Annotated in this window: 15 protein-coding genes; 2 read left to right on the forward strand and 13 right to left on the reverse strand. The window is 71.1% G+C overall.

What is annotated here, in order from left to right; all coding sequences use genetic code 11:
* Positions 1–27 precede the first annotated feature (27 nt).
* Both RWE79_RS07390 and RWE79_RS07395 read left to right on the forward strand, forming a co-directional pair.
* Positions 28–852, forward strand: coding sequence for a peptidylprolyl isomerase (locus RWE79_RS07390; RefSeq protein WP_475939211.1), 825 nt, complete (start codon positions 28–30; stop codon positions 850–852).
* 196 nt (positions 853–1,048) lie between these two features.
* Positions 1,049–2,278 carry a DUF349 domain-containing protein gene (locus tag RWE79_RS07395; RefSeq protein ID WP_475939212.1) on the forward strand — a complete coding sequence of 410 codons (1,230 nt, stop codon included), beginning with the start codon at positions 1,049–1,051 and terminating at the stop codon, positions 2,276–2,278.
* A 100-nt stretch (positions 2,279–2,378) separates the two neighbouring features.
* On the opposite strand, the gene RWE79_RS07400 is transcribed toward RWE79_RS07395, so the two are convergent.
* From RWE79_RS07400 to RWE79_RS07460, 13 genes are all read right to left on the reverse strand, one after another.
* On the reverse strand, positions 2,379–4,814 hold the full coding sequence (locus RWE79_RS07400) for a RelA/SpoT family protein (protein ID WP_475939213.1): 2,436 nt from the start codon (positions 4,812–4,814) through the stop codon (positions 2,379–2,381).
* A gap of 236 nt (positions 4,815–5,050) precedes the next feature.
* The gene (locus RWE79_RS07405) at positions 5,051–5,611 is read right to left on the reverse strand and encodes an adenine phosphoribosyltransferase (RefSeq protein ID WP_475939214.1); all 561 of its coding nucleotides are present in this window, start codon (positions 5,609–5,611) and stop codon (positions 5,051–5,053) included.
* 45 nt (positions 5,612–5,656) lie between these two features.
* The gene (secF, locus tag RWE79_RS07410; protein ID WP_475939215.1) at positions 5,657–6,787 is read right to left on the reverse strand and encodes a protein translocase subunit SecF; all 1,131 of its coding nucleotides are present in this window, start codon (positions 6,785–6,787) and stop codon (positions 5,657–5,659) included.
* Positions 6,787–8,568 (reverse strand): protein translocase subunit SecD, encoded by a 1,782-nt coding sequence (gene secD / locus RWE79_RS07415; protein ID WP_475939216.1) that lies wholly within the window; start codon positions 8,566–8,568, stop codon positions 6,787–6,789. Before secD ends, secF begins: the two co-directional genes overlap by 1 nt.
* Positions 8,569–8,670: 102 nt before the next feature.
* Positions 8,671–9,165, reverse strand: a complete 495-nt coding sequence (yajC, locus tag RWE79_RS07420) for a preprotein translocase subunit YajC (RefSeq protein WP_475939217.1) — start codon at positions 9,163–9,165, stop codon at positions 8,671–8,673.
* Between the two features lie 165 nt (positions 9,166–9,330).
* On the reverse strand, positions 9,331–10,389 hold the full coding sequence (ruvB, locus tag RWE79_RS07425) for a Holliday junction branch migration DNA helicase RuvB (RefSeq protein ID WP_475939218.1): 1,059 nt from the start codon (positions 10,387–10,389) through the stop codon (positions 9,331–9,333).
* A 25-nt stretch (positions 10,390–10,414) separates the two neighbouring features.
* Positions 10,415–11,026 (reverse strand): Holliday junction branch migration protein RuvA, encoded by a 612-nt coding sequence (ruvA, locus tag RWE79_RS07430; RefSeq protein WP_475939219.1) that lies wholly within the window; start codon positions 11,024–11,026, stop codon positions 10,415–10,417.
* Complete coding sequence (ruvC, locus tag RWE79_RS07435; RefSeq protein WP_475939220.1) at positions 11,023–11,613, reverse strand: crossover junction endodeoxyribonuclease RuvC; 591 nt, start codon at positions 11,611–11,613, stop codon at positions 11,023–11,025. The genes ruvA and ruvC overlap by 4 nt, the downstream gene beginning before the upstream one ends.
* A gap of 212 nt (positions 11,614–11,825) precedes the next feature.
* Complete coding sequence (locus tag RWE79_RS07440) at positions 11,826–12,584, reverse strand: YebC/PmpR family DNA-binding transcriptional regulator (protein WP_475939221.1); 759 nt, start codon at positions 12,582–12,584, stop codon at positions 11,826–11,828.
* 62 nt (positions 12,585–12,646) lie between these two features.
* Positions 12,647–13,246, reverse strand: a complete 600-nt coding sequence (pdxT, locus tag RWE79_RS07445; RefSeq protein ID WP_475939222.1) for a pyridoxal 5'-phosphate synthase glutaminase subunit PdxT — start codon at positions 13,244–13,246, stop codon at positions 12,647–12,649.
* The gene (gene pdxS, locus RWE79_RS07450; RefSeq protein ID WP_475939223.1) at positions 13,246–14,157 is read right to left on the reverse strand and encodes a pyridoxal 5'-phosphate synthase lyase subunit PdxS; all 912 of its coding nucleotides are present in this window, start codon (positions 14,155–14,157) and stop codon (positions 13,246–13,248) included. The genes pdxT and pdxS overlap by 1 nt, the downstream gene beginning before the upstream one ends.
* 100 nt (positions 14,158–14,257) lie before the next feature.
* Complete coding sequence (locus RWE79_RS07455; RefSeq protein ID WP_475939224.1) at positions 14,258–14,794, reverse strand: LemA family protein; 537 nt, start codon at positions 14,792–14,794, stop codon at positions 14,258–14,260.
* Between the two features lie 32 nt (positions 14,795–14,826).
* A complete protein-coding gene (locus RWE79_RS07460; protein WP_475939225.1) occupies positions 14,827–16,776 on the reverse strand; it encodes a primary-amine oxidase in 1,950 nt (649 codons plus the stop codon).
* Between the last annotated feature and the right edge of the window lie 24 nt (positions 16,777–16,800).

The following is a 16,800-nucleotide window of genomic DNA, read 5'->3' on the forward strand; positions in this document are numbered from 1 at the left end:
CACAAAACACCATCGGGAGAAGGCGCAGTGGTCAACAAGGATCAGCGGCGGCGGCAGCTCGCCCGCGAGAAGTACGAGCGGCAGCAGCAGCGGCGTTACTCGCAGCGGTCCCGGGCCCGGCGGCGCAACGCCGTGATCGCCTCGGTGATCGCCGTCGTCGTGGCGGCGGGCGGCACCGCCTGGGCGACGATGGGCCTGGGCGACAGCAAGGACGACAGCGCCGCGGCGTCCGCGTCCGCGTCGGCCTCGGCGAGCGCCACCAGCAAGGCCCCGGACCCCTGCGAGAAGGCCGCCGCCGGCACCGTCGGCACCAAGCAGTGGAAGAAGGAGCCGTCGGTCACCATCGACAGGACGGCGAAGTACGTCCTCGACCTGAGCACCACCTGCGGTGACATCCCGCTGAACCTGGACGCCGCCGACGCCCCGCACACGGTGAACTCGTTCAAGTTCCTCGCGGACAAGGGCTTCTTCGACCACACCAAGTGCCACCGGCTGACCACCTCGGGGATCTACGTGCTGCAGTGCGGCGACCCGACCGGTCAGGGCTCGGGCGGCCCGGGCTACACGATCCCGGACGAGAACCTCAAGGCGAAGTCCATCGCCAAGGGCACCTACCCGGCCGGCACCGTCGCGATGGCGAACACCGGCTCGAAGCACACCGGCGGCAGCCAGTTCTTCCTGGTCTACAAGGACAGCACGCTGCCCGCCCAGTACACGCCCTTCGGCACGATCTCCTCGGCCGGCATGAAGGTCCTCCTGAAGATCGCCGCCGCCGGTGAGTCCACCGGAGCCGGCGACGGCGCTCCCAACGCCACCGTCGTGATCAACAAGGCGACGGTCGACAAGTCCTGACCCCGCCGGGGGCCGGCCCGGTGCCCCGGCTGTCGGTGAATTTCGCGTGTGCGGGATGCGGACAGCCGGGGCACCGGTCGCCTATGTTGGCCGTTGTATAGGGTGCCTGCGGCAGGGCGCGGCCCTGGCCGGATGAAACTGTGGAAGATGCCCGCGAATCCTTGTACGAGGGCCGGGCATCACGTGAGGAGGCGCTGTGAGCAGCGACCCGTGGGGCCGCGTCGACGAGACGGGGACCGTGTACGTGCGTACGGCCGAAGGCGAGCGGGAGGTCGGTTCGTGGCAGGCCGGGTCCCCTGAGGAGGCGCTGGCCTACTTCGAGCGCAAGTACGAGGGTCTGGTGGTCGAGATCGGTCTCCTCGAACGGCGGGTGCGCACCACGGACCTCGCCCCGAAGGACGCGCTGACCGCGATCGAGCACCTGCGTGTCTCGGTGGACGGCGCGCACGCGGTGGGTGACCTGGACGCCCTGTCCAAGCGGCTGGACGCGCTGGTCGGGCTGGTGGACTCGCGCCGCGAGGAGCGCAAGGCGGCGAAGGCCAAGCAGACCGACGAGGCGAAGGTCGCCAAGGAGCAGCTGGTCACCGAGGCCGAACAGCTCGCCGAGAGCGAGCAGTGGCGGTCGGCCGGCGAGCGGCTGCGCGCGCTGGTGGACATCTGGAAGGGCCTGCCGCGGCTGGACCGCAAGACCGACGACGAGCTGTGGCACCGCTTCAGCCACGCCCGCTCGGTCTTCTCCAAGCGGCGCAAGGCCCACTTCGCCTCCCTCGACGCGCAGCGCGAGGAGGCGCGGCGCGCCAAGGAGAAGCTGGTGGAGGAGGCGCTGTCGCTGTCCACCTCCACGGACTGGGGTCCCACCGCCGCCCGCTACCGCGAGCTGATGACCGACTGGAAGGCAGCCGGTCGTGCGCAGCGCGAGTCCGAGGACGATCTGTGGAACCGCTTCCGCGGTGCGCAGGACGTGTTCTTCGCGGCCCGCTCCGAGGTCTTCGCCGAGCGGGACGTGGAGCAGCGGGAGAACCTGGCGCGCAAGGAGGAGCTGACCATCGAGGCCGAGAAGCTCCTTCCGGTGACGGACCTCAAGGGCGCCCGCGCGGCGTTCCGGGCGATCAACGAGCGCTGGGAGGCCGTGGGCCACGTCCCGCGCGACGCCCGGCCCAGGATCGAGGGCCGCATGCACGCGGTCGAGCGGGCGATCCAGGAGTCCGAGGAGTCCGAGTGGCGCCGTACGAACCCGGAGGCCCGGGCGCGGGCCGCGGGGCTCACGGGGCAGCTCCAGGCCGCGGTCGACAAGCTGGTCAACCAGGTCGAGGCGGCCCGGGCGGCGGGCAACACGGCGAAGGCCGACAAGCTCGCGAAGGAGCTGGAGGGGCGGCAGGCGCTGCTCGACCAGGCTCTGAAGGGGCTGCACGAGTTCGGCGGCTGACAGGGTCCGGCAACGCGACGGCCCCGGCACGAGGTTCGTGCCGGGGCCGTCGCGTTTGCCGGGGGCCTACCGCTGCCGGGGGCCTACCGCTGCCGGGGGCCTACCGCTGGCGGGAGGAGGTCACCCGGTAGACGTCGTACACGCCCTCCACGCCCCGTACCGCCTTCAGGACGTGGCCCAGGTGCTTGGGGTCCCCCATCTCGAAGGTGAAGCGGGAGGTGGCGACCCGGTCGCGGGAGGTCTGGACGGCCGCCGACAGGATGTTGACGTGCTGGTCGGACAGGACACGGGTGACGTCGGAGAGCAGCCGCGAACGGTCCAGCGCCTCGACCTGGATGGCGACCAGGAAGACCGAGGACTGGGTCGGCGCCCACTCCACGTCGATCAGACGCTCGGGCTGCTGGGAGAGCGAGTCGACGTTGACGCAGTCGGCCCGGTGCACGGAGACGCCCGCGCCGCGCGTGACGAAGCCGACGATCGGGTCGCCCGGCACCGGGGTGCAGCAGCGGGAGAGCTTGACCCAGACGTCCTTCTCGCCCTTGACGATGACGCCGGGGTCGGCGTTGGCCCGCCGCTTGCTGCGGCTGCGCGAGGGGGTGGTGACCTCGGCGATGTCCTCGGTCGCGCCCTCCTCACCGCCGAGGGCGTCGACGAGCTTCTGCACGACGGACTGCGCGGTGATGTGCCCCTCGCCGATCGCCGCGTACAGCGCGGAGATGTCGGGGTAGCGCATCTCGTGCGCGAGCGTGACCAGCGAGTCGCCTGTCAGCACGCGCTGGATCGGCAGATTCTGCTTGCGCATCGCCCGTGCGATGGCTTCCTTGCCCTGCTCGACCGCTTCCTCGCGGCGCTCCTTGGAGAACCAGGCGCGGATCTTGTTCCTGGCCCGGGGCGACTTGACGAAGCCCAGCCAGTCCCGGGAGGGACCGGCGCCGGCCGCCTTGGAGGTGAAGACCTCCACGGTGTCGCCGTTGTCGAGGGTGGACTCCAGCGGCACCAGCCGGCCGTTGACCCTCGCGCCTATCGTGCGGTGGCCGACCTCGGTGTGGACGGCGTAGGCGAAGTCCACGGGGGTGGCACCGGCGGGCAGCGCTATGACGTCGCCCTTGGGGGTGAAGACGAAGACCTCGTTCTGCGAGAGGTCGAAGCGCAGCGACTCCAGGAACTCGCCCGGGTCCTCGGTCTCCTTCTGCCAGTCCAGCAGCTGACGCAGCCACGCCATGTCGTTGATGGCGTCGCCCTCGCCGCGCCGGGGCGTGTCGGTGCGCACCTTGGAGGTGCCGGCGACGGCCTCCTGCTTGTACTTCCAGTGCGCGGCGATGCCGTACTCGGCGCGCCGGTGCATGTCGAAGGTGCGGATCTGGAGTTCGACCGGCTTGCCGCTGGGCCCGATGACCGTCGTGTGCAACGACTGGTACATGTTGAACTTGGGCATCGCGATGTAGTCCTTGAACCGCCCGGGGACCGGGTTCCACCGCGCGTGGATGGTGCCCAGTGCCGCGTAGCAGTCACGGACGGAGTCGACGAGGACGCGAATGCCGACCAGGTCGTAGATCTCGGCGAAGTCGCGGCCCCGCACGATCATCTTCTGGTAGACGCTGTAGTAGTGCTTGGGGCGGCCGGTGACGGTGGCCTTGATGCGGGCCGCCCGCAGGTCCTGCTGGACCTGGTCGGTGACCACGGCCAGGTACTCGTCGCGCTTGGGCGCGCGCTCGGCCACCAGCCGGACGATCTCGTCGTACATCTTGGGGTAGAGGATCGCGAAGGCGAGGTCCTCCAGCTCCCACTTGATGGTGTTCATGCCCAGCCGGTGGGCCAGCGGGGCGTAGATCTCCAGCGTCTCGCGGGCCTTCTTCTCCTGCTTCTCCCGCTTGAGATACCGCATGGTGCGCATGTTGTGGAGGCGGTCGGCGAGCTTGATGACCAGCACGCGCGGGTCCTTGGCCATGGCGACGACCATCTTGCGGACCGTCTCGGCCTGGGCGGCCTCGCCGAACTTGACCTTGTCCAGCTTGGTGACGCCGTCCACCAGCAGGGCGACGGAGTCGCCGAAGTCGCGGCGCAGCGCGTCGAGGCCGTACTCGGTGTCCTCGACGGTGTCGTGCAGCAGGCCGGCCATGAGCGTGGCCGGGTCCATGCCCAGCTCGGCGAGGATGGTGGTGACGGCCAGCGGGTGGGTGATGTACGGGTCGCCGCTCTTGCGTTTCTGGCCCCGGTGCCAGCGCTCGGCGACCTGGTAGGCACGCTCGATCTGGCGGAGCTGCGCGGAGTCGCCCTTGGGGTCGTTGCTGCGCACTATCCGCAGCAGCGGCTCCAGAACCGGGGTGTACGGGCTGGTGCGCTGACCGCCGAGACGGGCCAGGCGGGCACGGACACGGTTGGAGGAGGCTGCGGCCGGGCGCGCCGGACCGACGCTGCCGGGGGTACGTACGGGCCGGGCAGCGGGCGGGTCGGCGGGAGCCGGGGCGGCGGGTGCGGCAGGTGCTGCGGCGTCCGCTGCGGTGACCGGCTGGGCCGGCTGGGCCTCGTCGGGCAAGGGCGCTCCTCCTGGGGCCCTCCTGCCCGAGGGCGGGCGAGGAGGGAAGGTCCGAAACACCATGGTACTGATCCCGCGGCCATCACCGCGTCCTGTCCCCCGGCCCCCGGCCGCCCCAGCAGGAAGAGCCGCCCCGGCAGAAGGAGGCGGCTCGGCAGAAGGAGGCGGCTCGTGCCGGACGGGCCGGATCCGGCCCGTCCGGCACGAGCCCGTCCGGCGGTCGAGGACGAAACGGCCTAGGTGGCGATCAGTGCCTCCAGCGGGGCCCCGCGCAGGGCGGGCGCCAGACGCGCCCGCCCTCCGAGGAAGCCCAGCTCCAGCAGGACCGCGACGCCCGCGACCTCGGCGCCGCTGCGCCGGATCAGTTCCAGGGACGCCTCGGCCGTGCCGCCGGTGGCCAGGACGTCGTCGATGACCAGCACCCGTTCGCCGGGCGTGAAGGCGTCCTGGTGCACCTCGATCTCGGCGGTGCCGTACTCCAGCTCGTAGCACTGCCCATGGGTGGCACCGGGCAGCTTTCCGGCCTTGCGCACGGGCACGAAGCCCAGGCCCGCCCGGGCGGCGGCGGGGGCTGCGAGGATGAATCCGCGCGCCTCCAGACCGACGACCTTGTCCGCCCCGTGCCGCGCGGCGAACGCGGCCAGGGCGTCCACCAGCGCGTTGAACGCGGCGGGGTCGGCGAGCAGCGGGGTGATGTCCTTGAACATCACGCCCGGCTTCGGGTAGTCGGGCACGTCCCGGATGCGGCTGAGCAGCAGGCTGCGCAGTTCGTCCGGGGCTGCGTCCGTCGTGGTCATCTTCCTGACTTCCTTGCTCTGGTGCTGTACTGCGGGGCGCGTGCCTCAGCGGCGCTTGCCGGAGGGGCGGTTCTTGCCACGGTTGCGCGAGCCCGGCTGGTGCCGCGGGCCGACGACTCCGGCGGCCGCGTGCGCGTCGTCCGGGTCGACGTCCTCGTCCGTGCCGTCGAGCGCCGTGTCCTGCGGCTCCTCCTCGCCCTTGCGGGCGTCGGCGGCCCGCTTGGCCAGGACGCGCTTGCGCAGCGCCTGCATCGCCGGGTCGCGCTCCTTGAGGTCCGCGACCAGGGGGGTCGCGATGAAGATCGAGGAGTACGCACCGGCGGCGAGGCCGACGAACAGTGACAGGGCGATGTCGTTGAGCATGCCCGCGCCGAGCAGGCCGCCACCGACGAACAGCAGCGCGGCGACCGGCAGCAGGGCCACGACCGTGGTGTTGATGGAACGCACCAGGGTCTGGTTGAGGCTGCGGTTGGCGAGCTCGCTGTATGTGAAGCGGTTCTGCTTGGTGATGTCCTTGGTGGACTCCTTGAGACCGTCGAAGACGACGACGGTGTCGTAGAGGGAGTAACCGAGGACGGTGAGCAGACCGATCACGGTGCCCGGGGTGACCTCGAAGCCGACGATGGCGTACACGCCGACGGTGATCGTGAGGTCGTGGATCAGGGCGATCAGCGCGGCGATGGCCTTGCGCCACTCGAAGGCGATGGCGAGGTAGACCGTCACCAGGACCATGAAGATCACCAGGCCCTGGATGGCCTTCTTGGAGATCTCCTCGCCCCAGCTCGGGCCGACGATCTGCTGGTTGACCTCCTGCGCGGTGAGCCCGAGGTCCTTGGCGATGTTCGCCTGGATCTCCTTGGCATCGGTGGTGCTGACATCGCTGATCTGGATGCGCAGGCTGCCGGTGCCGAGCTTCTGCACCACGGGGATGTGGCCCGCGGTGTCGCCCTCGATCTTGTTCTGGGCCTCGGAGACGCTGATCGAGGTCTTCGGCGTGGTGAAGACCGCGCCGCCGGAGAACTCGATGCCGAGCTTGAGGCCGTTGACGGCCAGGCCGAGAATCGCGGCGAGCGTGATCAGGATCGAGACGCCGTACCAGAGCCTGCGCTTGCCCACGAAGTCGTAGGCGACCTCGCCCCGGTGCAGGCGGTGCCCGAGGTTACCGAGCCGGGACATCAGGCCTCCTTGACGTCGGAGCGGGCCGGACGGCGGGTGCGCCGCAGCGGCGGGGTGACGCCCAGCGCACGGGGGTCGAGCCCGGACCAGCGGTGGCCGCTCGCGTAGAACTTCCGGCGGGCCAGGATCGTCATCAGCGGCTTGGTGAACAGGAACACCACGACGACGTCGAGCAGGGTGGTCAGGCCGAGAGTGAAGGCGAAGCCCTGCACCTTGCCGACCGAGACGACGAACAGCACGGCCGCCGACAGGAACGACACGAAGTCCGACACCAGGATCGTACGGCGGGCGCGGGGCCAGCCCCGGGCGACGGCGGGCTGCAGGGAGCGGCCCTCGCGCAGCTCGTCACGGATGCGTTCGAAGAAGACGATGAACGAGTCCGCGGTGATACCGATGGCGACGATGGCACCACAGACCGCAGGCAGGTTCAGCGCGAAGCCGATGGCCGGGCCGAGCAGCGTCATGATCTCGTAGGTGAGGATCGCGGAGACGACGAGGCTGAGGATCGCCACGAAGCTCAGGCCCCGGTAGTACGCGATGAGGTAGAGCACGACGAGCACAAGGCCGACCGCGCCGGCGACCAGACCGCCGTGCAGCTGCTCGCCACCGATCGCCGGGGAGACCGTGGTCTTGTCCGAGATGTCGAAGGACAGCGGCAGGGAGCCGTAGGACAGGACGTTGGACAGGTCCTCGGCGCTCTGCTGGGTGAAGCTGCCGTAGATCTCGGCGCTGCCGCTGAGCGTGGTGCTCACCGAGGGGGCCGAGACGACCTCGTTGTCCAGCGCGATGGCGAAGCGGTTGTTCGGGTCGCTCTGCTGGGACAGCTGGGAGGTGATCTTGGAGAAGGCCTTGGAGCCGGTGCTGTCGAAGGACAGGGTGACGATCCAGCCCTGGCCCTGCTGGGTGTCGTAGCCGGAGCTGGCCTTCTTGACGTTCTTCCCGTCGACCGCGGAGACGCCGAGGATGTACTTCTCGGTGCCGTCCTGGCTGCACGCGACGATCTTGTCGGTGGGCTTGGCGTTCAGGTTGAGGTTCGCCCGCGTCTTGCGGTTGGCGCAGTCCAGCGCGGTGAACTTGGCGGCCAGGTCGTCAGGGACCGTCGTGTCCAGCGCGCCGGCGCTCGCGGAGGCGCTCGCGCTCGGCGAGGCGGACGCGGCAGCGGCGGCAGCCGGGGAGGCGGACGCCGAGGGGCTGGCCGACGAGGAGTCCGCCTTGAGGCCGTCGGTGACGGCGCGGCCCTGCTTGGTGGCGCTCGCCGAGGCGGAGGCCGAAGCCGATGCCGACGAGGTGGCCTTGGCCGACGTGGAGGCGGAGGCCGACGGCGACGCCGAACCCGACGCGCCGGCGGAGGGTGACGCCGAGGCGGAGGCCGGGACATTGGCCGTCATCGCGAGCACGGGCCGGAAGTAGAGCTGGGCGGTGGTACCGACCTGCTTCTCCGCCTGGTCCGCGTTGGTGCCCTTGGGGATGTTGACGATGATGTTCCGGTCGCCCTGGATCTGGGTTTCGGCTTCCGAGACACCAAGACCGTTGACCCGCCGGTCGATGATCGCCTTGGCGGTGGTCATATTGGTCTTGTTGATCGCGTTGGGCTGGTCGCTCTTGGCCGTCAGCGTGATGCTCGTACCACCGGCGAGGTCGATACCCAGCCGCGGGGTGGTGTGTCCGGAGAGGAACATCCCCCCGGTGAGCGCCACCATGGCCAGCAGGATCGCTGCCAGAGCCCGCCCGGGGTACCCCTGACTCCCCGAGGACCTGCGGCCCTTCTTGGGTGCTGCCACCTTCTCGATTCTCCCTGTCCAACCGCTCCCGCAGCCTGCGCGCACGGCGGGGCGGCAACGAAGTGTCGTACGGACGTACCGAAACCCGCGCGGTGAGGCGCGTTACTTGGTGTCGGTACCGTCCGTCTTCGGCCCGTCCTTCGGCTGCTCGTCGCCCGCGTCCGCGGACTTGCTGAGGTCGATACGGTCCTCGGCGTCGGTCCCGGCCGCCACGGTCTCGTCGTCGCTCTCCACGGCCCCGGCATCGGTGTCGGTGTCGGTGTCGGTGTCGGCGTCCGTGTCGGCGTCCGTGTCGGTCTCGTCCTCGGCCGGGTCGATGCCGTGCACGACGCGGTCGTACTCCGCCTCGTCCAGGACCGCGCCGATGGCGTTCTTGGCGAAGTGCGCGTGGACACCGTCGGCGAGCTCCAGGAGGACCGTGTCGTCGTGGACCTCCTTCACGATGGCGTACATACCGCCGATCGTGCGGACTCCGGTGCCCGGCTCCATCTTGTTGCGCATATCGGAGGCCTGGCGCTGCTTGTTCTTCGCCGACCGCGTCATGAGGAACATGGCGCCGAACATGACGACGATCAGGAACAGAAACTGAATACTCACGGTCTGGACGATCCTTCACGCGGCCGCGGGTGAACCGGCCTGGTTTACGGGGATGTGGGCGCCGCTCCGGTAGGAAGGGCGTCGGCGGAGTCTAAGCGCTGGCTCGCCGCTGGAACAACGCCCAGCATGGCACTGTCGTTCCGGCGGCGGCGAGTCTCCCCGCCGTCAAGGGCCGAACAGTCCCTGTTGCCCGGGTCCTCCGCCCTGCTGATGGGGTCCTTGGGGTACCAGGCCCAGGTGCGCCCAGGCCGCGGGAGTGGCGACCCGGCCACGGGGAGTGCGGGCGAGCAGTCCCTCCCGCACCAGGAACGGCTCAGCCACCTCCTCCACCGTCTCGCGCTCCTCCCCCACTGCCACCGCCAGTGTCGACAGCCCCACCGGTCCCCCGCCGAAGAGGGTGAGCAGGGCGCGCAGCACGGCGCGGTCCAGCCGGTCCAGGCCGCGGCCGTCCACCTCGTAGACCTCCAGGGCCTGGCGGGCGATCTCGCGGGTGATCAGGCCGTCGGCCTTGACCTGGGCGTAGTCCCGCACGCGGCGCAGCAGCCGGTTGGCGATCCGCGGGGTGCCGCGGGAGCGGCCGGCGATCTCGGCGGCGCCGTCGGTCTCGATGACGACGTCGAGCAGGCGGGCGGAGCGGTGGATGACCCGTTCCAGCTCGGCGGGGGCGTAGAACTCCATGTGGCCGGTGAAGCCGAAGCGGTCGCGCAGCGGCGGCGGCAGCAGTCCGGCCCGGGTGGTGGCGCCGACCAGGGTGAACGGCGGGAGTTCGAGGGGGATGGCCGTGGCGCCGGGGCCCTTGCCGACGATGACGTCGACCCGGAAGTCCTCCATGGCCATGTAGAGCATCTCCTCGGCGGGCCGGGACATGCGGTGGATCTCGTCGAGGAAGAGCACCTCGCCCTCGGCCAGGGAGGACAGGATCGCGGCGAGGTCGCCGGCGTGCTGGATGGCCGGCCCCGAGGTGATCCGGATGGGGGCGCCCATCTCGGCCGCGATGATCATGGAGAGGGTGGTCTTGCCGAGCCCGGGCGCACCGGACAGCAGCACGTGGTCGGCGGTCGCCCCGCGCGCCCGGGCGGCCTTCAGGACCAGGTCGAGCTGCTCCCGGACCCGCTCCTGGCCGATGAACTCGCCCAGGTCCTTCGGCCGCAGGGCGGCCTCGACGGCCTGGTCCTCGCCGTCGGCGCCGGCGGCCACGATGCGGTCGGTGTCGTCCCAGTTCACTGTGGTCTTGCCTTACGTCAGCGGGTCAGCGGGCGCGGTTCAGGGTCTGCAGGGCGGCGCGGAGCAGGGCGCCGACGTTGGGCTCGGCGGCCGCCTCTGCCTGCGGGGTGACGGCGGCCACCGCGTCCTCGGCCTCGCGTGGCTGGTAGCCCAGGCCGATGAGGGCCGCGTGCAGCTGCTCCTGCCAGGAGGCGGGCCCCCGGACGGCGGCCGGGCGGGCCGCGGCGGGGCCGACCGGGGCGCCGAGCCGGTCCTTGAGCTCGATCAGCAGCTTCTGGGCGCCCTTCTTGCCGATGCCGGGCACCGCGATCAGGGCCTTCTCGTCCCCCGTGGCGACGGCGGTGCGCAGGCCGTCGGGGCTGTGCACGGCGAGCATCGCCTGGGCGAGCCTCGGGCCGACCCCGCTGGCGGTCTGGAGCAGCTCGAACACCTGCCGTTCGTCGTCGTCCGCGAAGCCGTAGAGGGTGAGGGAGTCCTCCCGTACGACCAGGGACGTGGCGAGCTTCGCGGGCTCGCCGACGCGCAGCGCGGCCAGGGTGTTGGGCGCGCACTGGACGGCCATGCCGATACCGCCGACCTCGATGACGGCGGTGTCGGGGGCGAGGGCGGCGACGGGGCCGCTGACGAAGGCGATCATGCGGATCCTCTGCGGGGGCGGTCTTGTACGTGCGGGTTGGTGTGCGGCCGGCCGCGCGGTTCGCCGCTCCCCTTCAGGGCGTTCTGGGCTATGGCCTGCTGCAGGCGGTTGGTGGCGGTGCCGCGCCAGATGTGGCAGATGGCCAGGGCCAGGGCGTCCGCCGCGTCGGCCGGTTTCGGGGGTGCGTCGAGCCGCAGCAGCCGGGTCACCATCGCGCCGACCTGGGCCTTGTCGGCGCGGCCGCTGCCGGTGACGGCGGCCTTGACCTCGCTGGGGGTGTGCAGATGGACCGGGAGGCCGCGGCGCGACGCGCAGAGCATCGCCACGGCGCTGGCCTGGGCGGTGCCCATGACGGTGCGGACGTTGTGCTGGCTGAACACCCGCTCCACGGCGACGGCTTCGGGCCGGTACTCGTCGAGCCAGGCCTCCATGCCCTGCTCGATGAGGACCAGCCGGCGCCCGATCTCGTCCACCGCGGGGGTGCGGATGACGCCGACTCCCGCCATCCGCAGGGGTTTTCCGGGGGCCCCGTCGACGACCCCGATCCCGCACCGGGTCAGCCCCGGGTCAACGCCGAGCACCAGCACGGTCCCCCCCTTCCGGTCTTCGAATGTCTGTGTCCCCGCAGGTTATCGGGTGTCACTGACAGAGCGCCCGACCCACAGGCCGTGGCGGGCCGGGCGCGCGGTTCCCCACGCCCCTTCGGGGCCCGCCCGGCCGCGAAGGCGACAGCGGGCCGGGTGGATTGTCCACCCGGCCCGCTGCCCGTGCCGTGTCCGGCGTCGGCGCCTTCGGCGTGCTACGCGTCGACCTTCTCCATGACCTCGTCGGAGACGTCGAAGTTGGCGAAGACGTTCTGCACGTCGTCGCTGTCCTCCAGCGCGTCGATCAGCCTGAAGATCTTGCGCGCGCCCTCCTCGTCGAGCTCCACCTGCATGGTGGGCACGAAGTTGGCGTCGGCCGAGTCGTAGTCGATACCGGCCTCCTGCAAGGCGGTGCGCACCGGGACCATGTCGGTGGCCTCGCTGATCACCTCGTAGGACTCACCGAGGTCGTTGACCTCCTCGGCGCCCGCGTCCAGCACCGCGCCCAGGACGTCGTCCTCGGACAGCTCACCCTCGCCCTTGGGGACGATGATGACGCCCTTGCGGTTGAACAGGTACGACACCGAGCCCGGGTCGGCCATCGAGCCGCCGTTGCGGGTCATGGCGACACGGACGTCGGAGGCGGCACGGTTGCGGTTGTCGGTGAGGCACTCGATGAGCACCGCGACACCGTTGGGACCGTAGCCCTCGTACATGATCGTCTGGTAGTCGGCGCCGCCGGCCTCCAGACCCGCGCCGCGCTTGACCGCGCTGTCGATGTTCTTGTTGGGCACCGAGCTCTTCTTGGCCTTCTGGATGGCGTCGAAGAGGGTCGGGTTACCGGCCGGGTCGGCACCGCCGGCCCGGGCCGCGACCTCGATGTTCTTGATCAGCTTCGCGAAGAGCTTGCCGCGCTTGGCATCGATCACGGCCTTCTTGTGCTTCGTCGTAGCCCATTTAGAGTGGCCGGACATCCGCCTGTCTCCTTCACGTCACCAAATGCTGAACGAACGGTTGCGATCCTACCGGGATCGCCTCAGCGTGTGACGCGCACCATGTCGGTGAAGAACCGGTGCACCCGGTGGTCGCCCGTCAGCTCGGGGTGGAAGGAGGTCGCCAGCAGGTTGCCCTGGCGTACGGCGACGACCGTGCCGTCGCCCAGCCGGGCCAGGGTCTCGACCTCGCTGCCGGTGGACTCCACCCAGGGCGCGCGGATGAAGACGCCCTCGACCGGGCCGCCGCGCACGCCCGCGATGTCGACGGCGGCCTCGAAGGACTCGTTCTGCCGTCCGAAGGCGTTACGGCGCACGATCATGTCGATGCCGCCGATGGTCTCCTGGTCGTCACGGCCGCCCAGGATCTTGTCGGCGAGCATGATCATGCCGGCGCACGAGCCGTAGGCCGGCATGCCGGCGCGGACCCGCTCGCGCAGCGGCTCCAGCATCCCGAAGAGGATCGCCAGCTTGGACATGGTGGTGGACTCGCCGCCGGGCACGACCAGGCCGTCGACCTCGGCGAGCTCCTCGGGGCGGCGTACCGGGCGGGCCGCCGCGCCGGATGCCTCCAGCGCGGCGAGGTGCTCGCGTACGTCGCCCTGAAGGGCGAGGACGCCGATCAGGGGGTCGGACGTCGCCATTACCAGCCCCGGTTCGCGTACCGCTCGGCCTCGGGCAGGGTGTCGCAGTTGATGCCGACCATGGCCTCGCCGAGGTTGCGGGACGCGTCCGCGATGATCTTCGGGTCGTCGTAGAACGTGGTGGCCTTGACGATGGCGGCGGCACGCTTGGCCGGGTCGCCGGACTTGAAGATGCCGGAGCCGACGAAGACGCCCTCGGCGCCGAGCTGGCGCATCAGCGCGGCGTCGGCGGGGGTGGCCACACCGCCGGCGGAGAACAGCACGACGGGGAGCTTGCCGAGCTCGGCGACCTCGCGGACGAGCTCGTACGGGGCGCGCAGGTCCTTGGCGGCGGCGTACAGCTCGTTGTTGTCGTAGCCGCGCAGGCGGGCGATCTCGTTCTTGATCTGGCGCAGGTGGCGGACCGCCTCGACGACATTGCCGGTGCCGGCCTCGCCCTTGGAGCGGATCAGGGCGGCACCCTCGGCGATCCTGCGCAGGGCCTCGCCCAGGTTGGTGGCGCCGCAGACGAAGGGGGTGGTGAACGCGAACTTGTCGCTGTGGTTGACCTCGTCGGCCGGGGTGAGGACCTCGGACTCGTCGATGTAGTCCACGCCGAGCGACTGCAGGATCTGGGCCTCGACGAAGTGGCCGATGCGCGACTTGGCCATGACCGGGATGGAGACCGCGTCGATGATCTCCTCGATCATGTTCGGGTCGGACATCCGCGCCACCCCGCCGTCCTTGCGGATGTCGGCGGGAACCCGCTCCAGGGCCATGACCGCGACGGCGCCCGCGTCCTCGGCGATCTTCGCCTGCTCGGCGTTGACGACGTCCATGATCACGCCGCCCTTCAGCTGCTCGGCCATGCCGCGCTTGACGCGTGCCGTGCCTGTCTCGGGGGTCTGGCTGCTGCTGGGGGACGTGGACACGGAAACCTCACGGGGAGTCGGGGGCCGAAGCCGCGCTGCTGATGCACCGCACTCGCATCCTCGCCCCGGTGAAGTGGACCGGAAAAGGGCCAATCCGTCGTCAGTGGCCTGCGAGCAGGGCCGGCGGCTCGTCGTCCGTCTCGAAGGTCATCGGCTGGGGCGCGTGCCCGGCCAGCCGGAACCAGCGCACCTTGCGGTGCTTGCGCAGCGCGTGGGCGGCCCGTACGGAGTCGTTGTGGAAGCGGCGCGCCATGGGGACGCGGCGGACGGCCTGCGTCAGCTCCCTCGTCGCGTCCTCGCCGCCCGGGGCCTCCCGTACCGCCCGCAGGGCGTCCGGCTCGGCGAACACCGCGCGCAGGGCCTGGCTGAGCTCGCTCTCGGCCACCTCGCGCTGGTCGTCCTGCGCCTGGCGGGCGGCGTGCGCGGCCTCGTACAGCACGATGCTGGCCGCCGGGTCGAGCACCCCGGCGGTCGCCAGCTCCTGCGCCACGGAGGCGCGGCGCAGGAGCTGGGCGTCCAGCGCGGCACGGGCCGCGTCGATACGGGCGTGGAGGCGGTCCAGGCGGCCCGCCGTCCAGCTCAGGTACAGGCCGACGGCGATGATCGCTACCGCGACCCAGATGATGGTGGTGGTCACGGGCGGCAAGGCTACCGGCGTGCGCCGGCCGCTCAACTCGCGCGGTGGCCTTCGCCGCTCGCCTCCCTGGGCAGATCCAGGGCCGGGTTGCGGTCGAAGAACCCGGTCGGCTTGAGCACGAAGCCGCTGTGGTCCACCGGCATCACGGGCCACTCCTCCAGCCTGGGCACATGGGTGGGGCCGAAGGTGTGCCAGACGGTCAGCTCGGTGTTCTCCAGCGACTCGCCGCCGGCCGTCCACTCCGGCAGGCCCGCGCCGCCCTTGTGCTGGTTGGGGTAGTCGCCCGCCGGATAGCGACGCTCGGGGCGGTGCCGGGTCACCCAGACATGCTTGGTGCCGTAGGCGATGCGCCGGGCGACCGCCGAGCCGGGCTGGGCCAGCACCACCGGTCCGGGGTTCGGCACCAGGGTGTACGCCACGGGCGTGCCCATCCGGTTGAGCGAGCCGGGGTTGGTGATCCGCCAGCGGCGCCCGGTGGAGGGGTCGGCGAGGCGGCCCCCGTCGGCGCTGTCGGTGATCGGGGTGGCCCGTACGGTGAAGGCGTTGCCGTTGGGGTTGTCCGGGCCGGGCGGCACCGGGACGACGTCGATCTCCTCGACGGTGTTGGCCAGGCCGTCCACCGCGACGTCCAGCCGCACGCAGAACAGGTGCTGGTGGTACGGCGCGAGCAGCCCGGGGGCCACCTCGGTGCCGTAGGGCGAGCCCTCGCCGGCCGGGACGGCGGAGGTCTGCACCAGGCCGGTGGACTTGGCCTCGAAGCCGATGGTGCCGTCCTGGTAGAAGTACCAGTAGAAGCCGTAGTCGTAGTTGCCGACGGTGGCGATGTAGGAGACCACCAGGCGGCGGGAGCGGCGGCTCTCGGCGGCCATGTCGTCGAACTGGTTGGTGTGCTTCCAGAGCAGGCCGAAGTCCTCCTCGTGGATGCAGACGGCGTTGGGCAGGGTCTCCGGCCGGCCGAGGTCGTCGCAGAGCACGGCGTCGAGGTAGCGGATCTCCCCGAGGCAGTCGCAGCCCAGCTTGAGCGCGTTGGCGTTGCGGCCCAGGGAGTACTCCCCGGCGTCCAGGAAGGCCACCCAGTTGCGGTCCTCGCCCGCGTCGGCGTAGCTGACGGCCATCTCGCCGAGGGAGGCGCGGTGCAGCACCGGGCGCTCGCGGTCGCCGTCGCGGTGGCTGATCTCGTGCAGGACCAGGCCCTCGCGGCCGTTGAAGTCGATCCGCAGGGCCCAGTTGAGCCAGCTGAGCCGGTTTCCGGTGAGCCGGAAGGACGGGCCCTGCGGCTGGCTGATCTCCAGGGGCTTGAGGTCGGTGCGGGGCGGCCCGTTGAACTCGGCCTCGTAGCGGCCGCATTCGGCCGGTACCGGCACCGCGCCGGTGTCGATGAGGCGTACGACGCGGCGTTCCACGACGTCGACGTCGGCCACCAGACCGGCCACCGGGTGCGCGAAGGGGTTGTCGGAGGCGTCGCAGCGCAGCCAGGTCAGCGAGCGCATCAGACGGCGGCCCGGGCGGTCGGCCAGGCGCAGCGGGCCGGCGCCGAGGGGGGCGGCGATGGCGAGGTCCAGGTCGGTGACGCCCCGGTCGGCCATGGCCTTGCGCCAGCCCGGGTCGGCCTTGACGATCCGCTCGACGACCTCCCACTCCTCGAAGGTGACGGGGGGCTGGCCCTCGGTGTCGGTGTCGATCAGCCGGTACGAGGCGACCACACCGGCGGTGAGGTCCACGACGGCCTCGGCGGCCTCGCCGGTGACGGAGTCGAGCAGGGTGACGCGGACCCGGCGGACCACCGGGTCGCCGTCGCGGTGGGAGGCGACGGTGTGCCGGTCCGGCTCGTCGAGCAGCACGAGCGGGAAGCGGGTGGTCCCGGTGACCCGGCCCTCGGCTTCGAGGACTGTGCGGACCGCGTCGATCTCGGCGGCGGACAGTGGGTCGAGCGGGTGCGGGGCGGCGGCCGCGGCCGGTTGTTCCGGATGGCAGCAACTCATGGTGGGCTCTCCCTGGTGCGGGGC

This window comes from Streptomyces sp. RLA131 (assembly GCF_056270125.1).

Excerpts from the sequence above, each read along its gene's own strand:
- secF (WP_475939215.1), bottom strand. The coding sequence starts at position 6,787 with ATGTCCCGGCTCGGTAACCTCGGGCACCGCCTGCACCGGGGCGAGGTC.
- pdxT (WP_475939222.1), bottom strand. The coding sequence starts at position 13,246 with ATGGCGACGTCCGACCCCCTGATCGGCGTCCTCGCCCTTCAGGGCGAC.
- RWE79_RS07405 (WP_475939214.1), bottom strand. The coding sequence starts at position 5,611 with ATGACCACGACGGACGCAGCCCCGGACGAACTGCGCAGCCTGCTGCTC.
- RWE79_RS07460 (WP_475939225.1), bottom strand. The coding sequence starts at position 16,776 with ATGAGTTGCTGCCATCCGGAACAACCGGCCGCGGCCGCCGCCCCGCAC.
- RWE79_RS07440 (WP_475939221.1), bottom strand. The coding sequence starts at position 12,584 with ATGTCCGGCCACTCTAAATGGGCTACGACGAAGCACAAGAAGGCCGTG.
- ruvA (WP_475939219.1), bottom strand. The coding sequence starts at position 11,026 with ATGATCGCCTTCGTCAGCGGCCCCGTCGCCGCCCTCGCCCCCGACACC.